This is a genomic window from Orrella sp. 11846 (assembly GCF_048820935.1).
In the GTDB taxonomy this organism is placed as follows: Bacteria; Pseudomonadota; Gammaproteobacteria; order Burkholderiales; family Burkholderiaceae_B; genus Algicoccus.
Map to the genome: position 1 here is coordinate 1 of NZ_JBMERD010000027.1, position 15627 is coordinate 15627.

The window sequence follows — 15627 nt, forward strand, 5'->3', positions numbered from 1 at the left end:
AGAAAAAGTTATTTTCTGGTCAACGAATCTGTTATATTTGTTGACCAGTCGATAACACGATTGGTAGGTAGAAGGGGCATAGCTCAATTGGCAGAGCGTCGGTCTCCAAAACCGAAGGTTGGGGGTTCGAGACCCTCTGCCCCTGCCACCGAAATGGCTCGATAAGCCACATCGTGCCTACGCACAATGAGTCACTGTTGATGTCCAACAAGAGTATAAAAACAGTTCCAAATACAGCCGACCGGATCAAACTGGTGTTGGCTGTCGTCGTCGTTGCAGCCGGAATTGTCGCTTTTTCAGCACTTGAAACGCAACTAGCTGCTCCAGTACGCGCAGCAATCTTCATCCTGAGCCTCTTAGTGGCTGCGGGTATCGTTGCGTTGAGTAATCCGGGTAAGCGACTGATTGGTTTTGGTCAAGAATCCTATTACGAAGTTCGTAAGGTTGTTTGGCCAACTCGCAAAGAAACATTCCAAATGACAGGCATCGTCTTTGCATTTGTTGCTGTCATGGGAATATTTCTTTGGATTCTTGACAAAGGTCTAGAATGGCTGCTCTATGGTGTGTTGCTGGGCTGGCGATAACAGGGGCAACGTATGAGTAAAAAGTGGTATGTCGTTCATGTCTACTCAGGCATGGAGAAAAGTGTACACAAAGCGCTGCTCGAAAGAATTGAGCGCATGGAGTTGCAAGATGCTTTTGGTCAGATCCTGATTCCATCTGAAGAAGTTGTTGAGATGAAAGATGGGCAACGATCAATTACAGAACGTCGCATCTTCCCTGGATACGTGCTCGTCGAAATGGAGCTCACAGATCAATCATGGCATTTGGTTAAAAGTACACCACGTGTCACGGGTTTCTTGGGTGGTTCAGGTAATCGTCCAACACCTATCTCGGAGCGTGAGGTCAAAAATATTCTTTCTCAGATCGAGGAAGGTGTTGAGAAACCAAGACCCAAAATTCTCTTTGAAGTGGGTGAAATGGTTCGTGTTAAGGAAGGTCCATTTGCCGACTTTAACGGCAACGTTGAAGAAGTGAATTACGAGAAGAGCAAGGTACGCGTATCTGTTGCTATTTTCGGACGTTCAACTCCAGTGGAGTTGGATTTTAGCCAGGTTGAAAAAACCTGATTTTTAACCAATGGGGAGATGCCTGTTTAGGCAGCGTTTGCACCCGTTAGGAGATTCTAATGGCAAAGAAGATTGCCGGTTATATCAAGCTGCAAGTGCCAGCTGGTAAAGCCAACCCATCGCCACCAATCGGGCCTGCGCTCGGTCAGCGTGGTTTGAATATCATGGAATTCTGCAAAGCGTTTAACGCTAAAACTCAGGGCATGGAACCTGGTTTGCCAATTCCTGTCGTGATCACTGCGTTTGCTGATAAGAGCTTCACTTTTATCATGAAAACGCCACCCGCTTCTATTCTGATTAAGAAAGCAGCTGGAATTCAAAAGGGATCACCAAAGCCACACCTGGATAAGGTTGGTAAGTTGACGCGTGCACAAGCAGAAGAAATCGCGAAGACAAAAGAGCCTGATTTGACAGCCCGTGATTTAGATGCAGCTGTTCGCACCATCGCTGGTAGCGCAAGCAGCATGGGCATTACGGTTGAAGGAGTCTAATCATGGCTAAATTGTCCAAACGCATGGCAGCAATTGCCGAAAAAATTAATCGTGAACAACTGTACCAAGTTGAAGAAGCACTTGCACTCGTTAAAGAGTGTGCTACAGCGAAATTCGACGAATCCATCGACGTGGCCGTTCAGCTCGGAATTGATCCAAGAAAATCAGATCAACTCGTGCGTGGTGCTGTTGTCATGCCTGAAGGAACTGGCAAAACAGTTCGTGTGGCTGTGTTTACCCAGGGCGATAAAGCTCAGGAAGCATTAGACGCCGGGGCTGATATTGTCGGTATGGAAGATTTGGCTGATCAAGTCAAAGCAGGCAATATGGATTTTGACGTTGTGATTGCTTCTCCCGATGCGATGCGTATCGTGGGTCAACTCGGTCAGATTTTAGGTCCCCGTGGTTTGATGCCAAACCCAAGAGTGGGTACCGTCACGCCCGATGTTGCGACAGCTGTTAAGAATGCAAAAGCTGGCCAAGTTCAATACCGTACAGATAAAGCCGGTATTATCCACGCCACAATCGGTCGCGCTTCGTTTGATGTGGAAAAGCTGCAAAACAACTTGCTGGCTTTGATTGATGCATTGAACAAAGCACGTCCTGCAACATCGAAAGGTGTTTATTTACGTAAAGTTGCTGTGTCTTCCACCATGGGTGGCGGCGCACGCATTGAAGTTGCATCATTGACGGGTGCTTAATCTCACACGTTAATGCAAAAAAACTTTGGGCTGCACCCTAAAGTCGCAAGATAAGTAAGGTGCTGCTGTCAAAGACCGCTGGAGTGGAGATTGATCGAAGTGTGATCAATTAAAACTTAATTTGGTTAGTACCTATCCAGCGTAGACGGCGTCCATGGAAGATTTCTTTAAAGAGCTCGACCAGGTTCGCCGCATTCGGAAGACACGGAATTTTTCTGTGTCACTTGATGGAGTGTTCAAACCGTGAGTCTCAATCGTACTGAAAAAGCGGCCGTTATCGAAGAAATCACTTCCCAGTTGGAAAGTGCACAATCGATTATCGTCGCTGAGTATCGTGGTCTGGACGTCGCTGCCGTCACCGTACTGCGCAAAAATGCGCGCGAAGCAGGTGTGTACCTGCGTGTTTTAAAGAACACGCTGGTGCGTCGCGCTTTGAAAGACACGAATTTTGAAGGTCTGACAGAGCAGCTGACAGGTCCATTGATGTATGCCATCAGTGATGACCCAGTTAGCGCTGCAAAAGTGCTTTCGGCTTTTAGCAAAGCGAATGACAAATTGGTTGTCAAAGCTGGTGCGCTGCCCAACAGCGTGCTGGATCCCAATGGGGTCAAAGCGTTGGCAACGATGCCGTCACGTGAAGAGTTGCTGTCCAAGCTGCTCGGAACAATGCAAGCACCTATCGCGCAATTTGTACGCACACTCAACGAAGTACCCACGAAGTTTGTCCGTGGACTCGCTGCTGTTAGAGATCAGAAGCAGGGATCCGAGGCTTAATTCGTTCGTTGCTGCGGTAAGGCAAACGATATCCAATACCTGGTAAATATTTATTTAAACGGAGTTCAGAAATGACTAAAGCAGAAATTCTCGACGCAATCGCCGGTATGTCCGTGCTTGAGCTGTCCGAGCTGATTTCAGAAATGGAAGAGAAGTTTGGTGTTTCAGCTGCTGCGGCCGCTGTGGCTGTTGCTGCACCTGCAGCTGGTGGTGGTGAAGCTGCTGCTGAAGAGCAGACAGAATTCTCTATCGTTCTGGCTGAAGTTGGCGCAAACAAAGTCAGCGTGATTAAAGCTGTTCGTGAGCTGACAGGTCTTGGCTTGAAAGAAGCTAAAGACATGGTTGACGGCGCACCTAAAGCGATTAAAGAAGGCGTTGATAAAGCCGAAGCCGAAGAAGGCAAGAAAAAACTTGAAGAGGCCGGCGCTAAAGTCGAACTCAAGTAATTTCGAGTTTTTGCAAACCCGGGAGCTTGATTTCTTGCTTCCGGGTTTTGCGACTTCAGGAAACCTGGTTGTAACAGGCAGCAATGTTTCCTGAAGTCGTTCCCCCAGAGCCGTCATATACGGTTCGCATAACTTTGAGTCGGAGTGCTCATGCCATACTCGTTCACCGAAAAAAAGCGCATCCGTAAAAGCTTTGCTAAGCGGGAGGATGTGCAAACCGTCCCGTACTTGCTGGCTACGCAAATTGAATCCTACAGAACCTTTCTTCAACCTGACACAACACCGTCAAAGCGTAAAGATGAAGGTTTAGAGGCTGCGTTTAAATCTATTTTCCCTATCGTCAGCCATAACGGCATGGCGAGATTGGAGTTTGTCAGTTATGCACTGTCAGACCCAGCTTTTGACGTTAAAGAATGTCAGATGCGCGGACTGAACTTTGCATCTTCATTGCGTGCAAAAGTGCGCCTGGTTATCATGGATCGTGAGACCAGTAAACCCACCGTTAAAGAAGTGAAGGAACAAGAGGTCTACATGGGTGAGATTCCACTCATGACGGATACTGGTTCATTCGTGATTAACGGGACAGAAAGAGTCATTGTTTCTCAGCTGCATCGTTCACCCGGTGTGTTCTTTGAACACGATCGCGGTAAAACGCACAGCTCAGGGAAATTACTTTTCTCAGCCAGAATTATTCCTTACCGCGGTTCGTGGTTGGATTTCGAATTTGATCCTAAAGATTTGCTATTTTTCAGAATTGACCGTCGCAGAAAGATGCCCGTGACAATTTTGATGAAAGCGATCGGAATGACGCCTGAATCAATCCTCGCGCATTTCTTTGAGTTTGACCAGTTTGATTTGATGTCTGAAGGTGCATTGATTGAATTTGTACCAGAACGCTGGAAAGGCGAAGTAGCCAGTTTTGATATTCAAGACAAATCCGGCAATACCTTGGTCGAAAAAGACAAGCGCGTGACTGCAAAACATGTCCGTGATATTACCAATGCCGGAATTACGAAAATTTCCGTGCCAGAGGATTATCTCATTGGACGTGTGCTCGCAACAAAATTGATCGATCCTGACACAGGCGAAGTCATTGCGAATGCGAACGAAGAGATTACTGAAGGTCTCTTGGCGACTATTCGTACTGCTGGCATTAAAACAATTCAAACGCTTTTCACAAACGATCTGGATCGTGGTCCATACATTTCACAAACATTGCGTACCGACGATACGGCTGATCAACTGTCAGCTCGTGTTGCGATTTATCGCATGATGCGTCCTGGTGAGCCACCAACCGAAGAAGCTGTTGAAGGCTTGTTCCAGCGTTTGTTCTACAGTGATGAAACCTACGATTTGTCACGCGTTGGACGTATGAAGGTGAATAGTCGCCTTGGTCATCCAGATACCGATGATGATGTTCTGACACTGACAGACCGCGATATTCTCGATACTGTTAGTACACTGGTCGAATTGAGAAACGGTCGTGGTCAAATTGATGATATTGATCACCTGGGTAATCGTCGTGTTCGCTGTGTGGGTGAATTGGCTGAAAACCAATTCCGTGCAGGTCTCGTTCGTGTTGAACGCGCTGTTAAAGAGCGTCTTGGTCAGGCAGAAGCTGACAACTTGATGCCACACGATCTGATTAACTCCAAGCCTATTTCGGCTGCGGTTAAAGAGTTCTTCGGTTCAAGCCAATTGTCACAATTTATGGACCAGACTAACCCTCTGTCTGAAGTGACACACAAACGTCGTGTCTCGGCATTGGGACCGGGTGGTTTGACTCGTGAACGCGCAGGTTTTGAAGTCCGTGACGTGCACCCAACACACTATGGTCGTGTATGTCCGATTGAAACACCTGAAGGTCCAAACATTGGTCTGATCAACTCAATGGCCTTGTATGCACGCCTTAACGAATACGGTTTCTTGGAGACACCGTACCGTAAGGTGGTTGATCGTCAGGTGACAGAAGAGATTGTTTATTTATCCGCAATTGAAGAAAGCAATTTCATCATTGCTCAGGCGAACGCGCATCTTGATGATGACGGCAGATTCCTGGATGAGTTAATTGCTTGTCGCCAAGCGGGCGAAACTTTGCTAACTTCGCCCGGTAATGTGGATTACATGGACGTTGCGCCTTCACAGATTGTGTCGGTGGCCGCTTCCTTAATTCCATTCCTCGAGCATGATGACGCGAACCGAGCACTCATGGGTGCCAACATGCAGCGTCAGGCCGTTCCGTGCTTGCGACCTGAGAAACCGATTGTGGGTACAGGCGTTGAGCGCACCGTGGCAGTTGACTCAGGCACAACCGTTCAAGCAGAACGTGGTGGTGTTGTTGACCATGTTGATGCGGATCGTATTGTGATTCGTGTGAACGATGATGAGAACGTGGCTGGCGAGGTCGGGGTGGATATTTATAACCTGATCAAATACTCACGTTCAAACCAAAACACCAACATCAACCAGCGTCCTATCGTCAAACGTGGCGATAAAGTGCAGCGCGGTGATGTGTTGGCTGATGGTGCATCGACTGACCTAGGCGAATTGGCATTGGGTCAGAATATGTTGATCGCGTTTATGCCTTGGAATGGTTACAACTTTGAAGACTCGATTCTGATTTCCGAAAAGGTTGTTTCTGAAGAGCGCTATACATCCATTCACATTGAAGAATTGACGGTTGTTGCTCGCGATACGAAGTTAGGCGCGGAAGAAATCACGCGAGACATCAGTAATTTGGCTGAAAGTCAGTTGAATCGTCTGGATGACTCCGGCATTGTTCATATTGGTGCAGAAGTTCGTGCTGATGACGTGCTTGTGGGTAAAGTAACACCAAAAGGTGAAACACAATTAACACCTGAAGAGAAATTGCTGCGTGCGATTTTTGGTGAAAAAGCATCTGACGTTAAAGACACGTCATTGCGCGTCCCCTCCGGTATGGTTGGAACAGTCATTGACGTTCAAGTGTTTACGCGTGAAGGCATTGAGCGTGATAAACGTGCTCAGTCCATTATTGATGATGAGTTGCGTCGTTATCGGACAGACCTGAACGACCAGTTGCGTATTGTGGAAGATGACTCGTTTGATCGTATTGAAAAAATGCTGATCGGTAAAACAGTCAACGGTGGTCCTCGCAAATTGACTAAAGGCTCTGAGCTGACGAAAGAATATCTCGACAGTCTCGATCGCTGGCAGTGGTTTGACATTCGCCTAGCGGATGAAGAACATGCATCAGTTCTTGAACATGCGAAAGATTCGCTTGAAGCTAAGCGTCATCAGTTTGATTTGTCATTTGACGAAAAACGTAAAAAACTGACACAAGGTGATGAGCTGGCACCAGGTGTTCTGAAAATGGTCAAGGTTTACCTTGCTGTTAAACGTCGTTTACAGCCTGGTGACAAAATGGCCGGTCGACACGGTAACAAAGGTGTGGTCTCGCGCATTACACCCGTTGAAGACATGCCATACATGGCAGATGGTACCCCCGTTGACATTGTTTTGAACCCCTTAGGTGTTCCATCACGGATGAACGTCGGTCAGGTGCTTGAGGTTCACTTGGGTTGGGCTGCCAAAGGCGTTGGCCGTAAAATTGACGCCATGTTCAGACAACAAAAAGAATTGCAAGTCCAAGAACTTCGTAAGCTTGTTGACCGTATCTATAACGAAACAGGATCACCTGCAGATATTGAAAGTCTGACTGATGATGAGGTGATTGAACTTGCCGGTAACCTGCGCAAAGGCGTACCTTGTGCAACACCAGTCTTTGATGGTGCTTCAGAGGAAGAGATTGGTAAGATGTTGAAACTTGCCTATTCCGATGAAGAAGTCGAAGAGTTGGGTTTGACGGAAAGTCGCACTCAAGCTTGGTTGCATGATGGACGTACAGGCGATAAGTTCGAGCGGCCAGTGACGATTGGTTACATGCACTATCTGAAACTGCATCACTTGGTTGACGATAAGATGCACGCACGTTCAACGGGCCCATACTCTCTGGTTACACAGCAACCACTCGGCGGTAAAGCGCAGTTTGGTGGACAGCGATTTGGTGAGATGGAAGTTTGGGCACTGGAAGCTTATGGTGCTGCTTATACCTTGCAGGAAATGCTGACCGTCAAGTCTGACGATATTAGCGGTCGTACGAAATTGTACGAAAACATTGTCAAGGGCGATCACTCCATTGATGCGGGCATGCCCGAGTCTTTCAATGTTCTTGTGAAAGAAATCCGTTCTTTGGCTCTCGACATGGATTTGGAGCGTAAATAATGAAAGCGCTACTCGACCTATTTAAACAGGTTTCTCAAGACGAGCAATTTGATGCCATTAAAATTGGTATCGCGTCTCCAGAGAAAATTCGCTCATGGTCTTACGGCGAAGTCCGTAAGCCAGAAACCATCAACTACAGAACCTTTAAGCCTGAGCGTGATGGTTTGTTTTGTTCCAAAATTTTTGGACCAGTCAAAGATTACGAATGTCTGTGCGGCAAATATAAGCGCTTAAAGCATCGTGGTGTGATCTGCGAAAAATGTGGCGTCGAGGTGACTGTTGCTAAAGTTCGTCGTGAGCGCATGGCGCACATCGAACTGGCAAGTCCCGTTGCACACATTTGGTTTTTGAAGAGCTTGCCTTCACGTCTGGGTATGGTTCTGGACATGACTTTGCGCGATATTGAGCGTGTGCTCTATTTCGAGGCATGGTGTGTCATTGAGCCCGGCATGACTCCGCTTAAACGCGGTCAAATCATGTCGGACGATGATTTCCTGGCAAAAACAGAAGAGTATGGCGATGAGTTTGAAGCACTAATGGGTGCTGAAGCTGTTCGCGAACTCTTGCGCACGATCGACATTGATCGCGAAGTTGAAACGTTGCGTGCTGAATTGAAAGCAACGGGTTCAGAAGCCAAGATCAAAAAGATTTCTAAGCGTTTGAAAGTGCTTGAAGGATTCCAGAAATCAGGAATTAAGCCTGACTGGATGATTATGGAAGTGCTGCCTGTTCTGCCACCCGATTTAAGACCATTGGTCCCTCTAGATGGTGGACGGTTTGCAACGTCGGATCTGAACGATCTGTATCGTCGCGTGATTAACCGTAATAACCGCTTGAAGCGCTTGTTAGAACTTAAAGCACCAGAGATTATTCTACGGAACGAAAAACGTATGCTGCAAGAGTCAGTAGACTCCTTGCTGGATAACGGTCGTCGCGGTAAGGCCATGACGGGCGCAAATAAACGTCAACTGAAATCACTTGCCGACATGATTAAAGGTAAGGGTGGACGTTTCCGTCAGAACTTGCTGGGTAAACGCGTTGACTACTCCGGTCGTTCAGTGATTGTGGTTGGACCGACACTGAAACTTCATCAGTGCGGTTTGCCTAAGCTGATGGCACTGGAATTGTTTAAGCCATTCATTTTCAATCGTCTGGAAATGATGGGTTTGGCAACGACTATTAAAGCAGCTAAAAAGCTTGTTGATACACATGAGCCCGTGGTGTGGGACATCCTTGAGGAAGTCATCCGCGAACATCCTGTGATGCTCAACCGTGCGCCGACCTTGCACAGACTGGGTATTCAAGCATTTGAACCCGTGTTAATTGAAGGTAAAGCAATTCAGCTGCACCCACTCGTATGTGCTGCGTTTAACGCTGACTTTGACGGTGACCAGATGGCCGTCCACGTGCCGTTGTCGCTTGAAGCACAAGTTGAAGCCCGTACTTTGATGCTTGCTTCGAACAACGTGTTGTTCCCAGCAAACGGTGAACCCTCAATCGTCCCATCTCAGGATATCGTGTTAGGGCTGTACTACGCGACACGTGAGAAAATCAATGGCAAAGGCGAGGGTATGTTCTTCGCCGATGTGGCTGAAGTTCGTCGTGCTTACGATACGGGTGTGGTAGAACTGCAGTCGCGCATTACGGTTCGTATTAAAGACTGGAAACAGGACGAAGAAGGTCAGTGGGTTTCGACTCCAAAGCGTTACGAAACAACGGTTGGACGTGCGATTCTGTCTGAAATTCTTCCCAATGGATTGCCTTTCAGTCTGTTAAATACAGCACTAAAAAAGAAAGAAATTTCAAAGCTAGTGAACCAGTCATATCGCAAATGCGGTCTGCGTAATACTGTAATTTTTGCAGATAAGCTGATGCAATCCGGTTTCAGTTTGGCCACAAAAGGCGGTATTTCCATTGCGATGGAAGACATGCTTGTGCCTGACGTTAAAACGGAAATCCTTGCGCAAGCTAGTGCAGAAGTCAAAGAAATTGACAAGCAATACTCCTCAGGTCTGGTGACCTCACAGGAACGTTATAACAACGTGGTGGATATCTGGGGTAAAGCTGGAGACCGTGTAGGTAAAGCGATGATGGAGCAATTGGCGAGTGAGCCAGTGATTAACCGTCATGGTAAAGAAGTTCGTCAAGAATCCTTCAACTCGATCTATATGATGGCAGACTCCGGTGCTAGGGGTTCTGCAGCGCAGATTCGTCAGTTGGCCGGTATGCGTGGTTTGATGGCTAAGCCCGACGGTTCAATTATTGAAACGCCGATTACTGCGAACTTCCGTGAAGGTCTGAACGTTCTTCAGTACTTTATTTCTACTCACGGTGCACGTAAAGGTCTGGCCGATACGGCGCTCAAGACAGCGAACTCAGGTTATTTGACGCGTCGTTTGGTTGACGTGACCCAAGATCTGGTTATTACCGAGTCTGATTGCGGTACGACGCAGGGCTACACAATGAAAGCTCTGATTGAGGGTGGTGAAGTTATTGACCCATTGCGCGAACGTATCCTCGGTCGTGTTGCGGCTGTCGATATCGTCAATCCAGATACGCAGGAAACAGCCGTTGCGGCTGGAACCTTGCTCGATGAAGATGTTGTTGAATATATCGATAGCATTGGAGTCGATGAGGTTCGCGTACGTACGCCATTAACTTGCGAAACCCGTCATGGTCTTTGCGCCCATTGTTATGGACGCGATCTGGGTCGTGGTTACATGGTGAACGTGGGTGAAGCAGTTGGTGTGATTGCCGCTCAATCGATTGGTGAGCCAGGTACTCAGTTGACGATGCGTACGTTCCACATTGGTGGTGCGGCATCGCGTGCTGCTATGGCTAACAGCGTTGAAACCAAATCAGCGGGTACCGTGCGTTTTGCGAGCAGCATGCGCTATGTGACGAACCCCAAAGGTGAACGAGTTGCCATTTCACGTTCCGGTGAGATCGTGATTTATGGTGATAATGATCGTGAACGCGAACGTCATAAAGTGCCTTATGGTGCAACAATTCAGGTCAACGATGGCGAGCAAGCGAAAGCGGGTGCAAAACTTGCGACTTGGGATCCGTTGACTAGACCGATTGTTTCGGAATATGCCGGACGAGTTCGCTTTGAAAACATCGAAGAAGGCGTCACAGTTGCCCGTCAATTGGATGAAGTCACCGGTCTGTCAACGCTTGTGGTTATTACACCGAAATCACGTGGTGGTAAAGCAATTCAAAGACCACAGATCACATTGCTCAGTGAAAACGGTGAGGAAGTGAAAATTGCTGGTTCTGAGCATCCAGTCACGATTTCATTCCCAATCGGTGCATTGATTACTGTGCGTGATGGTCAAGACGTCAAGATTGGTGAAGTGTTAGCCCGTATTCCACAAGAATCGCAGAAAACACGCGATATTACGGGTGGTCTGCCACGCGTAGCCGAGTTGTTTGAAGCGCGTTCACCGAAGGATGCAGGTTTGCTTGCTGAAGTGACGGGAACTGTTTCGTTCGGTAAAGATACGAAAGGTAAGCAACGTCTGGTCATTACTGATATGGACGGTGTGGTTCACGAGTTCTTGATTGCTAAAGAAAAGCAAGTGCTTGTCCACGATGGTCAAGTTGTCAACAAAGGCGAGACGATCGTTGATGGTGCATCAGATCCGCACGATATCTTGCGTCTGCAAGGTATCGAACGTCTGGCAACATACATTGTGAACGAAGTTCAAGACGTTTACCGTTTGCAGGGCGTGAAAATTAACGACAAACACATCGAAGTCATTGTGCGTCAGATGTTGCGTCGAGTTCAAATTGTGGATGCTGGAGATACGTCCTTTATCCCAGGCGAACAAGTTGAACGTTCTGATCTGCTTAACGAAAACGATAGCGTCATTTCTCAAGACAAACTGCCAGCATCGTACGAAAACGTGCTCTTGGGGATTACCAAAGCATCTCTTTCAACCGATTCGTTTATTTCAGCAGCATCCTTCCAGGAAACAACTCGTGTCCTGACCGAAGCCGCGATTATGGGTAAACGTGATGATCTGCGTGGTCTGAAAGAAAACGTGATTGTGGGTCGACTGATTCCAGCTGGAACCGGTATGGCATATCACGAAGCACGCCGTGAAAAAGAAATCATGGAGATGCGCGAACGTGATGCTGCAAAAGCGTTGGCAAACCCGTTTGAAGAGCAGAATGATGCAAGCTCTGTGAATGAATCGATGGAATCAGAGTCCTCGACCACTGGAACAGACGAAGGTGTACAGCCTGACGCATAAGTCGTGAAGGAATGTTCGCAGTAAATAATTTTTAGAGTGTTGCTGCGAACATTCAAAAATGCATTAAAAACAAAATTGAAGCAATTGCTTGGTAGAAAGACTTGACAGTATTTCATTTGTCAAGTTATTCTATCGGGCTATGCATGGCGTCGAAAGATGCTATGAAAGGCAGCCGTTCTCAGCTGAGCTCGGGAATGACTGTCGGCATACCCGCTCTTTTCCGGATTTCCGTTAGGTTGTGGGCATGCCTTTTATGCTCAGATTGGGATTAGGAAGACTGGCTAGCAGATGCTGCCAGACAATAGAAAGGGAAATAATATGCCAACAATCAATCAACTCGTGCGCAAGCCGCGTTCGGTTGGAAGCCTGACAAGTAAGAGTCCAGCGCTTGAAAACTGCCCGCAACGCCGTGGCGTTTGCACACGTGTCTATACAACAACGCCTAAAAAGCCGAACTCTGCACTTCGTAAAGTTGCCAAAGTTCGTCTGACTAATGGCTACGAAGTCATTTCATACATCGGTGGTGAAGGCCACAACCTGCAAGAGCACTCGGTTGTGCTGGTGCGTGGTGGTCGTGTGAAAGACCTTCCAGGTGTTCGTTACCATATCGTTCGTGGTGCACTTGATCTTCAAGGTGTTAAAGATCGTAAGCAAGCACGTTCTAAGTATGGTGCAAAGCGTCCTAAGCAATAAATTCGGTCACCAAGAAAGCCGCAAAAGCTTATCGGTGTAAGCCGAAAGAAAGGTGTAGCTGGAGTAATGATCCAGAAATGTAAGTGATTCGTGTAATCACGGATCGAGAGCAAAGTTGCTCAACTGAATGACACTACAAAGGAAATACTATGCCGCGTCGTCGCGAAGTTCCCAAAAGAGAAATTCTTCCTGATCCTAAATATGGCAGCGTTGAGCTCGCCAAATTCATGAACGTTGTCATGTTGTCCGGCAAAAAAGCTGTTGCCGAACGCATTGTCTACGGTGCATTTAAAGAAATTGAAAGTAAGTCTGGCAAAGACCCCATTGAGGTTTTTGAGACAGCAATTAACAACATCAAACCGATGGTTGAAGTGAAGAGCCGTCGCGTGGGTGGTGCTAACTATCAGGTTCCTGTTGAAGTTAGACCTGTTCGCCGTCTGGCATTGGCAATGCGCTGGTTGCGCGAAGCCGCAAAACGTCGTAGCGAGAAATCGATGGAATTGCGTTTGGCCGGTGAGTTGTTAGATGCTTCTGAAGGTCGCGGTTCAGCGATGAAGAAGCGTGAAGATACACATAAGATGGCCGAAGCTAACAAAGCTTTCAGCCACTTCCGTTGGTAAATTTTTGGAATCATTATTATGAGCCGTAAAACCCCGATCGAGCGCTACCGAAATATTGGTATCTCTGCGCATATCGACGCCGGTAAAACAACGACCTCCGAACGCATTCTGTTCTATACAGGTATTAACCACAAGATTGGTGAGACGCACGATGGTGCAGCCACCATGGACTGGATGGAACAGGAGCAAGAGCGCGGCATTACGATTACATCAGCTGCTACAACCGCTTTCTGGAGCGGCATGGGTAACGATCGTCCTGCTCACCGTATTAACGTGATTGATACACCCGGACACGTTGACTTCACAATTGAAGTTGAGCGTTCTATGCGTGTGTTGGACGGTGCTTGCATGGTTTATTGTGCAGTGGGTGGTGTGCAACCACAGTCTGAAACCGTCTGGCGCCAAGCGAATAAGTACGGAGTTCCCCGTTTGTTGTTCATCAACAAAATGGACAGAACAGGTGCGAACTTTTTCAAAGTCTATGATCAACTGAAATTGCGCTTGAAAGCAAACCCAGTTCCTATCGTTCTCCCGATTGGTGCTGAGGAAGACTTTAAAGGTGTGGTTGATCTCGTCAAGATGAAGTCCATCTTGTGGGATGATGCAAGTTACGGTACCAAGTTTGAGTACGGTGACATTCCTGCAGACTTAGTTGATCAAGCCAACGAATGGCGTGAGAAGCTGGTTGAAGTCGCTGCGGAATCTTCAGAAGAGTTGATGGACAAGTATCTGGAAACAGGTAGCTTGACTGAAGAAGAAATTAACGAAGCGATTCGTTTGCGCACAATCGCAGGCGAGATTCAGCCTATGTTGTGTGGTAGTGCATTTAAGAACAAAGGTGTTCAGCGTATGTTGGATGCCGTGCTGGATTACTTGCCATCACCCATCGATATTCCTCCCGTTGAGGGCGAGACCGATGATGGTGAGCCAGCAATTCGTGAAGCCAGCGATGATGCGAAATTCTCCGCATTGGCATTTAAGCTGATGACAGACCCATATGTCGGCCAATTGACATTTGTGCGTGTGTATTCAGGTATTTTGCGTTCAGGCGATACTGTTTACAACCCAATCAAAGGTAAACGCGAACGTATCGGTCGTATTCTTCAAATGCACGCCAACAACCGTGAAGAGATTAAAGAGGTTGTGGCCGGTGATATCGCCGCTGTGGTTGGTTTGAAAGAAGTGACAACCGGTGAAACACTTTGCGATACTGATGCTCATATCACGCTAGAGCGCATGGTCTTCCCTGAGCCTGTGATTTCACAAGCTGTTGAACCAAAAACCAAAGCTGACCAAGAAAAAATGGGCGTTGCTTTGTCCCGTTTGGCACAAGAAGATCCTTCATTCCGTGTGCGTACAGATGAGGAATCTGGCCAAACCATTATCTCCGGTATGGGTGAGTTGCACCTAGAGATTCTGGTCGAACGTATGCGTCGCGAATTTAATGTTGAAGCAAACGTTGGTAAGCCACAAGTTGCCTACCGTGAAACAATTCGCGGTGTGTGTGAAGAAGTCGAAGGTAAGTTTGTTCGACAGTCCGGTGGTCGTGGTCAGTACGGTCACGTGGTTCTGAAAATTGAGCCACTTGAGCCGGGTGGTGGTTACGAGTTTGTTGATGCGATTAAAGGTGGTGTTGTTCCACGTGAATACATCCCTGCGGTTGATAAAGGTATTCAGGAAACATTGCCAGTTGGCGTGTTGGCTGGGTATCCAGTTGTTGACGTGAAAGTGACGTTGTTCTTTGGTTCATATCACGACGTTGACTCGAACGAAAATGCTTTCCGTATGGCTGCTTCGATGGGTTTCAAGGATGGTCTTCGTAAAGCCCAACCTGTCCTGCTTGAACCGACCATGTCTGTGGAAGTTGAAACACCTGAAGAATATGCCGGTACTGTGATGGGTGATTTGTCATCACGTCGTGGCATGGTTCAGGGTATGGACGATATTGCTGGTGGTGGAAAAATCATCCGTGCAGAAGTTCCTTTGGCAGAAATGTTTGGCTATGCAACTAACTTGCGCTCCCTGACACAAGGTCGTGCAACTTACAGCATGGAATTCAAACACTATGCAGAAGCACCAAGAAACGTTGCAGACGAAATTATCGCTGCACGCGCTAAGTAATTAATTGATTGAAATATCTGAGAGGAAATCATGGCAAAAGGTAAGTTTGAGCGTACCAAGCCTCACGTAAACGTGGGTACGATTGGTCACGTTGACCACGGTAAAACGACGTTGACAGCAGCGATCACC

At 47.4% G+C, this 15627-nt stretch carries 12 protein-coding genes and 1 tRNA gene; all 13 read left to right on the forward strand.

The features are described from left to right. The first annotated feature begins 72 nt into the window (after window positions 1-72). Window positions 73-148, forward strand: a tRNA-Trp gene (locus tag ACOI06_RS14065). A 52-nt stretch (window positions 149-200) separates the two neighbouring features. Beyond that, the gene (secE, locus tag ACOI06_RS14070) at window positions 201-584 is read left to right on the forward strand and encodes a preprotein translocase subunit SecE (protein ID WP_420663230.1); all 384 of its coding nucleotides are present in this window, start codon (window positions 201-203) and stop codon (window positions 582-584) included. Window positions 585-596: 12 nt separating this feature from the next. Then, complete coding sequence (gene nusG, locus ACOI06_RS14075; RefSeq protein ID WP_420663231.1) at window positions 597-1130, forward strand: transcription termination/antitermination protein NusG; 534 nt, start codon at window positions 597-599, stop codon at window positions 1128-1130. 59 nt (window positions 1131-1189) lie between these two features. Further along, window positions 1190-1621: a 50S ribosomal protein L11 gene (gene rplK / locus ACOI06_RS14080; RefSeq protein WP_420663232.1), complete on the forward strand. Its 432-nt coding sequence runs from the start codon at window positions 1190-1192 to the stop codon at window positions 1619-1621. Window positions 1622-1623: 2 nt separating this feature from the next. After that, window positions 1624-2322 carry a 50S ribosomal protein L1 gene (gene rplA, locus ACOI06_RS14085; RefSeq protein WP_420663233.1) on the forward strand — a complete coding sequence of 233 codons (699 nt, stop codon included), beginning with the start codon at window positions 1624-1626 and terminating at the stop codon, window positions 2320-2322. Window positions 2323-2565: 243 nt separating this feature from the next. Next, a complete protein-coding gene (gene rplJ / locus ACOI06_RS14090; RefSeq protein ID WP_420663234.1) occupies window positions 2566-3096 on the forward strand; it encodes a 50S ribosomal protein L10 in 531 nt (176 codons plus the stop codon). A 71-nt stretch (window positions 3097-3167) separates the two neighbouring features. Beyond that, window positions 3168-3542, forward strand: coding sequence for a 50S ribosomal protein L7/L12 (gene rplL, locus ACOI06_RS14095; RefSeq protein ID WP_420663235.1), 375 nt, complete (start codon window positions 3168-3170; stop codon window positions 3540-3542). 150 nt (window positions 3543-3692) lie between these two features. Beyond that, entirely contained in the window at window positions 3693-7805 is a 4113-nt protein-coding gene (rpoB, locus tag ACOI06_RS14100) for a DNA-directed RNA polymerase subunit beta (protein ID WP_420663236.1), read from the forward strand. After that, window positions 7805-12064: a DNA-directed RNA polymerase subunit beta' gene (gene rpoC, locus ACOI06_RS14105; protein ID WP_420663237.1), complete on the forward strand. Its 4260-nt coding sequence runs from the start codon at window positions 7805-7807 to the stop codon at window positions 12062-12064. The genes rpoB and rpoC overlap by 1 nt, the downstream gene beginning before the upstream one ends. A gap of 318 nt (window positions 12065-12382) precedes the next feature. Continuing rightward, complete coding sequence (gene rpsL / locus ACOI06_RS14110; protein ID WP_420663238.1) at window positions 12383-12757, forward strand: 30S ribosomal protein S12; 375 nt, start codon at window positions 12383-12385, stop codon at window positions 12755-12757. Between the two features lie 149 nt (window positions 12758-12906). Continuing rightward, window positions 12907-13377: a 30S ribosomal protein S7 gene (rpsG, locus tag ACOI06_RS14115; RefSeq protein WP_420663239.1), complete on the forward strand. Its 471-nt coding sequence runs from the start codon at window positions 12907-12909 to the stop codon at window positions 13375-13377. Between the two features lie 18 nt (window positions 13378-13395). Then, window positions 13396-15498, forward strand: a complete 2103-nt coding sequence (gene fusA, locus ACOI06_RS14120) for an elongation factor G (protein ID WP_420663240.1) — start codon at window positions 13396-13398, stop codon at window positions 15496-15498. A 30-nt stretch (window positions 15499-15528) separates the two neighbouring features. Then, window positions 15529-15627 (forward strand): GTP-binding protein (locus tag ACOI06_RS14125; RefSeq protein ID WP_033453371.1); only part of this gene is annotated, 99 nt, incomplete at its 3' end.

Coding starts and splice junctions, on each gene's coding strand:
- secE (WP_420663230.1), top strand. CDS start 201: ATGTCCAACAAGAGTATAAAAACAGTTCCAAATACAGCCGACCGGATC.
- nusG (WP_420663231.1), top strand. CDS start 597: ATGAGTAAAAAGTGGTATGTCGTTCATGTCTACTCAGGCATGGAGAAA.
- rplK (WP_420663232.1), top strand. CDS start 1,190: ATGGCAAAGAAGATTGCCGGTTATATCAAGCTGCAAGTGCCAGCTGGT.
- rplA (WP_420663233.1), top strand. CDS start 1,624: ATGGCTAAATTGTCCAAACGCATGGCAGCAATTGCCGAAAAAATTAAT.
- rplL (WP_420663235.1), top strand. CDS start 3,168: ATGACTAAAGCAGAAATTCTCGACGCAATCGCCGGTATGTCCGTGCTT.
- rpoB (WP_420663236.1), top strand. CDS start 3,693: ATGCCATACTCGTTCACCGAAAAAAAGCGCATCCGTAAAAGCTTTGCT.
- rpoC (WP_420663237.1), top strand. CDS start 7,805: ATGAAAGCGCTACTCGACCTATTTAAACAGGTTTCTCAAGACGAGCAA.
- rpsL (WP_420663238.1), top strand. CDS start 12,383: ATGCCAACAATCAATCAACTCGTGCGCAAGCCGCGTTCGGTTGGAAGC.
- rpsG (WP_420663239.1), top strand. CDS start 12,907: ATGCCGCGTCGTCGCGAAGTTCCCAAAAGAGAAATTCTTCCTGATCCT.
- fusA (WP_420663240.1), top strand. CDS start 13,396: ATGAGCCGTAAAACCCCGATCGAGCGCTACCGAAATATTGGTATCTCT.